5 protein-coding genes are annotated in these 8,729 nt (G+C 71.5%); 2 read left to right on the forward strand and 3 right to left on the reverse strand.

The features are described 5' to 3' along the window. Positions 1 to 24: 24 nt before the first annotated feature. Positions 25 to 447: a cyclic nucleotide-binding/CBS domain-containing protein gene (locus A5696_RS05610; RefSeq protein ID WP_067874694.1), complete on the forward strand. Its 423-nt coding sequence runs from the start codon at positions 25 to 27 to the stop codon at positions 445 to 447. Beyond that, on the forward strand, positions 444 to 1,973 hold the full coding sequence (locus A5696_RS05615) for an FMN-binding glutamate synthase family protein (RefSeq protein WP_067874697.1): 1,530 nt from the start codon (positions 444 to 446) through the stop codon (positions 1,971 to 1,973). Before A5696_RS05610 ends, A5696_RS05615 begins: the two co-directional genes overlap by 4 nt. 13 nt (positions 1,974 to 1,986) lie before the next feature. Here A5696_RS05615 and A5696_RS05620 read toward each other — a convergent pair whose 3' ends face one another. The 3 genes from A5696_RS05620 to A5696_RS05630 form a co-directional block, all read right to left on the reverse strand. Continuing rightward, the gene (locus A5696_RS05620; RefSeq protein WP_067874700.1) at positions 1,987 to 2,592 is read right to left on the reverse strand and encodes a DUF5994 family protein; all 606 of its coding nucleotides are present in this window, start codon (positions 2,590 to 2,592) and stop codon (positions 1,987 to 1,989) included. A 16-nt stretch (positions 2,593 to 2,608) separates the two neighbouring features. Continuing rightward, complete coding sequence (locus A5696_RS05625) at positions 2,609 to 7,015, reverse strand: cation-translocating P-type ATPase (protein WP_082968928.1); 4,407 nt, start codon at positions 7,013 to 7,015, stop codon at positions 2,609 to 2,611. Positions 7,016 to 7,067: 52 nt separating this feature from the next. Further along, positions 7,068 to 8,729 (reverse strand): HAD-IC family P-type ATPase (locus tag A5696_RS05630; RefSeq protein WP_156738263.1); only part of this gene is annotated, 1,662 nt, incomplete at its 5' end.

Here is an 8,729-nt window from a genome sequence, read left to right on the forward strand (position 1 = left end):
CAAGTTCCGGTGAACATTGCTGGCGTGACCGACTTACCTGTCCCGTCGTCCGCGGGTTCGCTTCCGATTTCCACCCTCATCGGCGAGCCGGTGGCCCGCGTGCCCGCCGACGCCACCGTCGCCGACGTCGCCAAGGCCCTGGTGGCCGTCGACGCCGGGGCCGTCGTGGTCGGTGACGACGCCTTGCCCGCCGCGCTGGTGAGCGAGCGCGACATCGTTCGCGTGGTGGCCGCCGGGGACGATCCGGCCACGGTCCCGGCCGCCGACATCGCCAGCACCAAGCTGGTGTGGTGTGACGCCGCGGCGACCGTCGACCAGGTCTCGGCCCGGATGATGGACCACTACATCCGCCACGTCCTGGTGAAGAGCGACGGGGCGCTGGCCGGCATCGTCTCGGCCCGCGACCTGCTCGGCGCCTACAGCGCCGACGGCGCCGATCCCGCGTGAAGCGGCGCCTGGCCGCGCTGGTCGGCGGCGGCCTGGCCGGGTTGACGGGCTGGGACCTGCTGCAACGCCGCCACACCATCCTGCGCAACTACCCGGTCATCGGGCACCTGCGGTTCATCCTCGAAGCCGTCGGCCCGGAGCTGCGCCAGTACATCGTCACCGACAACGACGCCGAGCGCCCTTTCAGCCGGGACCAGCGGCGCTGGGTCTACACGTCCTCGAAGCTGGAGAACCGGTACTTCGGGTTCGGCACCGACAACGACCTGGAACGGGTGCACAACTACCCGGTCATCAAGCACGCGGCGTTCCCCGTGCCCACCCCGGACGGCGAACCCGCACACCCCGACCCGGGCGTGCCGCTGCCGGCGGCCAAGGTGCTCGGCGGCGCGCGGGGCCGGGCCCGGGCCTTCCGGCCCTCCTCCCTGGTCAACGTCTCGGCGATGAGCTTCGGCTCGCTGTCCGGCGCGGCCGTCACCGCGCTGAACAAGGGCGCGGCCCTGGCGGGCGCGCTGCACACCACCGGCGAGGGCGGGGTGTCCCCGTACCACCTCAACGGCGGCGACCTCGTCTGGCAGATCGGCACCGGCTACTTCGGCTGCCGCGACGACGACGGCGGCTTCAGCCTGCCCCGCCTGATCGACCGGGTGGCGGCCACGCCGTCCATCCGGGCCATCGAGATCAAGCTGAGCCAGGGCGCCAAGCCCGGCCTGGGCGGCATGCTGCCCGGCGCCAAGGTCACCCCCGAGATCGCCGCGATCCGCGGCGTCCCGGCCGGGGTGGACTGCAAGAGCCCCGCCGGGCACTCCGCGTTCCGCGACGTCGACGGGCTGCTCGAGCTGGTGGAGACCATCGCCGCCGAGACCGGCCTGCCGGTCGGGATCAAGTCGGCCGTCGGGGAGGACGCGTTCTGGCCGCAGCTGGCCGACCGGATGGCCCGCACCGGCCGGGGAGTCGACTTCGTCACCGTCGACGGCGGCGAGGGCGGCACCGGCGCGGCCCCGCTGGTCTTCAGCGACCACGTGGCGCTGCCCTTCAAGTGGGCGTTCCCGCGCGTCTACCGCGCCTTCGCCGAGGCCGGCCTGCACCACGACGTGGTGTTCATCGGCTCGGGAAAGCTGGGCATCCCCGAGAACGCCCTGCTGGCCCTGGCGGCCGGCTGCGACATGATCAACGTCGCGCGGACCGCCATGTTCTCCATCGGTTGCATCCAGGCGCAGCGCTGCCACACCGGCCGCTGCCCCTCCGGCGTCGCGACCCAGTCGGCGTGGCTGCAGCACGGCCTGGACCCGGCGCTGAAATCGGTGCGGTGCGCCAACTACCTGGCCACCCTGCGCTTCGAGCTGGTCTGCCTGGCCCGCGCCTGCGGGCACGTCCACCCCGCCCTGGTGCCGCTGGAGGCGATCGAGCTGCTCGACGTGGATCTGAAGACGGTGCGGGCCGACGAGCTGCTCGGCTATGAGCCCGGCTGGGGCGTGCCCGGCCCGGCCGACGTCGCGGCGATCACGGAACTCATGGCCCGCGGTTAACAGGCCCCGGCGGCTAGCTCGCGGCGGCGGTCTCGGTGCGGGACTCCATCATGCGGTTGCGAACGATGTGTTCGACGAGGATCGGAACGAAGGCCTGCACCGGTGCGTCGACGAATTGCTGAGCGGCCTCCTCGCACCACCGCAGGATCTGGGCGGTGCGCTCGGGGTCATCGCGACCCTCGTGGCGGGCCAGCTTGTCCGCGACGTCGGCAACCGACTTCGACACCGCGGGAACGCCCGCCGGGGCCTCGCCGGCCTCGGTAATTGCGCGCGCCTCGTCCAGCGCTCGCCGGGCGGCCTGCTCGCTGCTGTCCGGCCGGATGACGTGCAGGGTGAGGTGACCGCCGTCGGCGCCGATCAGGATGACGCTGGCCGGCTCGTCGCTCGTGAACCCCAGCAATTCGACGGTGTGGCCGGCGATTTCACATAGGGAAGGCGTCTCGTCCCAGCCATTGCGGCGGTACCCGATCATGACGACCTGACCGAGCCGGTCGGACACCGCCGCCACCAAGTCCGGCAACTCCTCGGCCAAGTGCCTGGACCGCGGCCACCAGGCCCCGTCGATGTGCTCCGATGCAGCCCGATAAGGCTTGAGCTGCAACCGATTTTCGCGCTCCATCCCATCCACCTAACACTCACTTGGACGCTGACTCGGTAGCAACCGTACGGCCATCCCGGCCTTCCCGCGACTTGAGCGTCCAGTCGTCGATCCGTCGCTGCGCGATCTCCGACACGCGGAGGAGCAGGTCGGGAGCAACTGCCGACGCCGAACTCGCCACCCCGGCGGCCAGCAAGCCCTGGCTCCAGGCGAGCGGGCCCACGGGCGTGCAGCCGAACACCTGGCTCAGCCCCGGGGTGCTCACGACCACCGCGAGCGCGCCAAGGGAGCCGACCGTCGTAACCACGACCAGCGGGGCGCGCGAGTCGACAAGAGTCTGGGAGAGTTGCGCGCCGACCAATGCGATCAGCGCGACCGTCGCCGCGCGGCGCGGGGTACCGGTCACGCTGGCCATCGACCAGCCCAGCGTGGCGCCGACCGTGGTGGCCGCACCACGAATCCCGATCGCGCGCCACATCGCCGCCTCGTCGCGGTCGACCGCGGCGGTGCTGGTCTGCGGGCTCACGGCCAGCGCGGCGGCGGGCAGCGCGTCGGTGAGCATGTTGATCAGCAGCATCTGGCGGGTGTTGAGCACCGAGTGCCCCGTCAGGACGGTGGTGATGAGCGCGAAGCACACCTCGCCGAGGTTGCCGCCCAGCAGCATCGACACCGCCGACTGCACTCGTCGCCACAGCTGGTGGCCCTCGTCGAGGGCGTCGAGCAGCGCCTCGATCCGCTCGTCGAGCAGCACCACGTCGGCCGCGGTGCGGGCAGCATCGCTGCCACGGGCCGCCACCCCGATGCCCACGGTGGCGGCCCGGATCGCGGCGGCATCGTTGACGCCGTCGCCCACCATCGCCGTCACCAGGCCGGCTCGCTCCAGCGTTTGGACCACGTCGATCTTGTGTTCCGGCGTCATCCGCGCGAAGACCAGCCGCGACCCGACCGCCACGGCCCGCTGGCCCGCGGACAGGGCCTCCCAATCGCTGCCGGTGATCACCTGCTCGGCGGTGACTTCGATACCCAACTCCCGGGCGATCACGGCCGCGGTCGCCGGGTGGTCGCCGGTGATCAGCCGTACGCCGATGTCCCGCTCGGCGAGTTCCTTGAGCAGCGCCCGGGCCGCGGGCCGGGGGGTATCGGCCAAGCCGAGCAGACCCATCGGGGTGAGCCCCGAGGTGCACAGGCTCTCGAGATAGCTGGGATCCGCTGCCGCGGCCGCGGCCTCGGCCGGACCGAGTTGGCGTTCGGCGACCGCCAGCACCCTGAGCCCGTTGGCCGCCATCTCGTCGATCTGTTCCGCCAGCGGTTCGTCGTCGTGCCGCAACGCCGACGAGAGCGCCTCGGGGGATCCCTTGATGGTCAGCCGGGTGCCCACGAGCGCGGCCGCGAACGGGCGACCGGACTGGAACGGCAGGAACGCGTCGCGGGTCAGCCGCTGCGGGCGCGAGCCGTCTCCGCGAATTTCCGGATCGCCCGCGGCCCGGTGGATCGCGTCGTCGGTGGCGTGGTCGACGCGGTGGGTGTGCCTGGCATAGCTGGTGCTCAGCGCCGCATCCAGGACCTCGCCGGGGGTGAATCCCGCCATCGGATGAACGGTCTTGACCTTCAGCCGATTTTCGCTCAGCGTTCCGGTTTTGTCGAAGCACACGACGTTCAGCCGGGCCAACGCCTCGATCGAATGGGGATTACGGATCAGCACCGATTGCTCGGTGAGCCGGCGCGCGGCGGCCAGCTGAGCCAGCGTCGCCACGAGCGGCAGGCCCTCCGGGATGGCCGCGACGATCAGCGTGACCGCACTGGACACCGCTTCGCGCAACGGGGTGCCGCGCGACACGCTGAGCAGTCCCACCAGGCTTCCGCTGGCCACGCTGAACGGCAAGGCCCGACGGGTGATGTGCCGCAGCTGCCGCTGCAGGCCGATCTCCTGGAGTTTCCTCGGCGCCATCGCCAGCGCGCGGCGCATCTCCGATCGCGAGCCGACGGCGGTGACCACGGCCACCGCCGTGCCCGCAACCACCGTGGTGCCGGCGTAGAGCATGCAGGTCCGTTCGGCCAGCGGGGCGCCCGGCGTGGGTTCGGTCTGCTTCGCCACCGGCAGCGATTCACCGGTCAGCGTCGACTCGTCGACCTCCACATTCAGGGCGTGCAGCAATCGGGCGTCCGCGGGGACGACCTCGTCGGCGTGGACCTCGATGATGTCGCCGGGCCGCAGCCGCTTGGTCGGCACCTTCTCGCGGCGGTGTGCATCGAGGGGGCCCACGCGCCGACGGGCGGGCGGATCCTGCACGGCCAGCAGGCGATTCAGCGTGCGTTCGGCGTGCAGCTGCTGTTCGGCCGACAACGCGGCGTTGACCAGCAGGACGCTGCCCACCAGGACCGCATCCAGCGCCGATCCCAGCAACGCGCTGGCCACCGCGCCGGTGGCCAGCAGCGGGGTGATGGGGTCCGCCAGATCGCCGCGCATCTCGTCGGCGAAATCGCGAACGAGTCCCCACGACGCCACGCTCGTGTCGTGCAGCACGCGAACCGGCGGCAGCCGCTGCCACCGGGCGGCTGTCTCCTCGTGGTGTTCGTCGGAAGGGCGGGGCAACAACCGCTGCACCTCGGCAACCGGCAACGCGTGCCACTCGTGGCTGGTTTCGGGTTCGGGCAGCGGATCCCCGAGAACCTTTGCGGCTGAACGGTATCCGAACCACAGGCTGGCGACCATGCCGACATTGACCGACGCCGAGCTGCGCCCGGGCACACCGGGAATCAGCATCAGTGCACCGATCGTCGACGCCGATGCCGACAACCGGACGGCGTTCTCGGTCGCGGCGCGCGCGGCGGGCAGCGCGTGCAACACCCGCCAGGCGCCGGCCAGGTCTTTGGCGATCACGTCGGCGGCCCAGGGCGGCGAATGCCCGTCCCGGAGCAGGCCGATGGTGACGTCGGACCGGTGCGAGGCCCGCATCCCCGACGTGGTCAACAGCGCCACGGTGGCGCCGCCGGCCTTCAGTTCCGCGACCGCCGCCGCTACCGCGTGGTCGATGGAGCCATCTGCGGGATAGAGTTGGTCGAAACCTTGTGCCAGAGAACGCAATCCGTCGTCATCGAGGGAGTAGACCCGTGGCCGCGACCGCCGCGCCTCGGTGAGCACCGCCGCCGCTAACGGATCGCGAACCGGGCTGACCAGTGCCTCACCGGCGCCGCCGGCTCCGGGGATCTCGGCCAACTGGTGCCAGCCCGGCCCCAGGCCGTCGCTGTCGAGTGCGGCCCGCACCGCTTCCCAGGCCTGGGAGCGTGCCGAATTATCCACTCCAAGAACGCGGCTGACCATCAAATCATCGGTGTACAGCGCGCGCGGATCGATCATGATCGCATCGATCCGGTCGAGCGTCCGCAAGACGCGGGGGTGCAGCACCAGCGCGTCGTGACCGACGCTCAGGCCGCGACTCATCGTGGCGCCGAAGGCCTCCCGCACGGTGCGCAACGGCTTCGGGACGGCGGCCAGCGCGGCGGCACCGGCGGTGTCGGGATTGCGTGACAACAGGCCCACCGCGGCGGCGGCACCGATGCCCGCCAGGCCGATGCGGTTGGCATAGCGTTCCGCGGGCCCGTCCGGCGCGGGCGTGCCGGTGACAGGCTTCGCCGCCGCATCGTGTGGCGCCGGCAGGCCGGCCAGCTCGGGTTCGTGCCGAAACCACATCAGCCGCCCGTTCCACGCCTCGGCCGCCAGCATCGTGCGGGTGGCGGCCTCCGCCGCCGCTGCCGTGGGTGAGAGGGTCAGCGCCGCGGTGGCGGCGTTGACGACACCGAACAACAGGTCGGCGCCCTCCGGCCCCAGGCGCCGGTCGAACTCCCGCCGCAGCCGCGGCAGGTGGTCGGCCACCGTCGGCGGCACGGCCACCAGGTCGGGGAGGCGGGGCAGCCGCAGCAGGCTGCCGGTCAGTGAAAGCCCAAGGCCCACAGTGGCCGCCGCGGCCGCCACCATCCGGCCCATCAGTAGCGCGTCGTCGCCGGGCAGGCTGGTCGGATGCTCGCGCGGCGCGCGCGCTCGGTCGCGTGCTTCGGCGTCGGCGACGATGCGGCACAGGTCCGCCGCCGAAGGTCCGCCGGCGTCGACGGTGACCACCAGCCGCGCCAGGATGTGATTCAGGAACGCCTGGCTGACACCCGGCGTCGCACGGACGGCCGCCAGGACATCGGCGGCGATCACCGGGGCGTGTCCGCCGTCGAGACCGCGCACCTCGATCCAGCGCCGCGCGCCGTTGCTGCTCGTGCGCCGCGCCGGCGGGCCGCCCATCGCCTCGATCGCCGCGCCCGCGGCCGCGCGGGTCAGCGCCGGAACGTCCGGCGTGGCGCGGGCCAGCGACCGGCCCACGCCGGCGACGACGCCGCCGCCCAACAGGGCGGTGCCCGCAGCGCTGCCCGTCACGACGGCGGTAGCAGTGACCGCCATCCGGGTGCCCGCCGCAGCAAGCCGCAATGCTCGCGTGATCACTGTGTTCCCATTACCTGACGTTGATTTTCGCCTGACGCGGTTTCGCGCCGGAATGGACGAAACGGGCGGCGCGTCGCTCGATCACGTGGCCGTGGCCGCGGGTGCGGTACGGCTGGCCGAACACGCGCATCGGCTCGCTGTAGAAGAGCTTCTTGGTCACCTCGACGAGCACCAGGTACGCAACGATGAAGACGGCCAGCGCGGCATAGAACTGCCACGGCAGCGGGGTGAATCCCAATTTGCGGCCCAACGGCGTCACGGTGAGGGCGAAGCCGACCACGTCCACCGACATCAGCGTCACCGTCAGCAGTGTGCCGGGCCGGCTGCGCAGGAACGGCACCCTGCGGGTGCGGATCGCGAAAACGATAAACGTCTGGGTGAGAAGGTTTTCCAGGAACCACCCGGTGTGAAACGCCACCTCGCCGGCGTGCAGGATGCCGAGCATGAATCCGAAGGTCAAGAAGTCGAACAGCGAGTTGATGGGCCCGAACGTCAGCATGAACCTGCGGATGAAGGCGACGTTCCAGTGCGCCGGCGCATCGCGTTGCTCCTCATCGACGCGGTCGGTGGGGATCGCCAACTGCGAGGCATCGTAGAGCAGGTTGCCCAGCAGGATCTGGCTGGGCAGCATCGGCAGGAACGGCAGCAGCGCCGAGGCGGCGGCCGCGCTGAACATGTTGCCGAAGTTGCTCGACGTGCCCATCAGCACGTACTTGATCGTGTTGGCGAAGATCCGGCGGCCCTCGGCGACGCCGGTGGCCAGCACGCCCAGGTCCTTTTCCAGCAGCACCACGTCGGCCGCGTCCTTGGCGACGTCGGTGGCGCTGTCTACGGAGATCCCCACGTCCGCGGCGTGCAGGGCCAACGCGTCGTTGACGCCGTCGCCGAGGAAGCCGACCGATCGCCCGTTGCGGCGCAGCGCGGTGATCAGCCGCGCCTTCTGCTCGGGGGAGATGCGCGCGAAGATGGTGTGGTTTTGCGCGGCGTCGACGAACCCGTCGTCGTCGAGGGGTTCCAGCTCGGCGCCGGTGAGAGTGCCCTTGGACGCCAAACCCAGGTCATTGCAGACCTTTTCGGCGACCCGCGGATTGTCGCCGGTGGCGATCTTGAGCTCGATGCCCAGTTCGGCCAGCTGTGCCAGCGACTGGCGCGCCGCGGGTTTGGGTTCGTCGGCGAAGACCAGAAAGCCGGCCAGCGTGAGGTCGTGTTCGTCGTCGGCGGTGAGCTCCGTCAGCTCGGCGGCCGGGCGGGTGGCGACGGCGACCACCCGCCGTCCGGCGGCGAACAAGTCCGCCAGGGTCGCATCCGCGGCCGCCGGCGTCCCGTCGCACCGGTCCAGGACCTGTTCGGGGGCGCCCTTGACGACGAGGAGGCGGTTGCCGTCGTCGTCGACCAACACCGACGTCGCGCGCCGCTCGTGGTCGAACGGCAGCAGCGCGACGCGGCGCACCGCGCCGCCCACCAGTTGCTGTGGCTGCGGGGAGTCCCACAGCGCGGCGTCGAGCGGATTGGCGCTCACCACACCGGATTCCGGGTCGACGTCGGTGGCCAGCAACCCGAGCCGCCGGACCGGCTCGGCCGGCGCACCGGCCGGATCGACCGCGCCGACCAGGCGGATGCGGCCCTCCGTCAGCGTGCCGGTCTTGTCGGTGATCAGGATGTCGATGTCGCC

The organism is Mycobacterium sp. E2699 (genome assembly GCF_001666745.1).
Lineage (GTDB): Bacteria > Actinomycetota > Actinomycetes > Mycobacteriales > Mycobacteriaceae > Mycobacterium.

Bases quoted from the DNA above. Each gene is read 5' to 3' on its own strand.
- A5696_RS05620 (WP_067874700.1), bottom strand. From the start codon at position 2,592: ATGGAGCGCGAAAATCGGTTGCAGCTCAAGCCTTATCGGGCTGCATCG.
- A5696_RS05625 (WP_082968928.1), bottom strand. From the start codon at position 7,015: ATGGCGGTCACTGCTACCGCCGTCGTGACGGGCAGCGCTGCGGGCACC.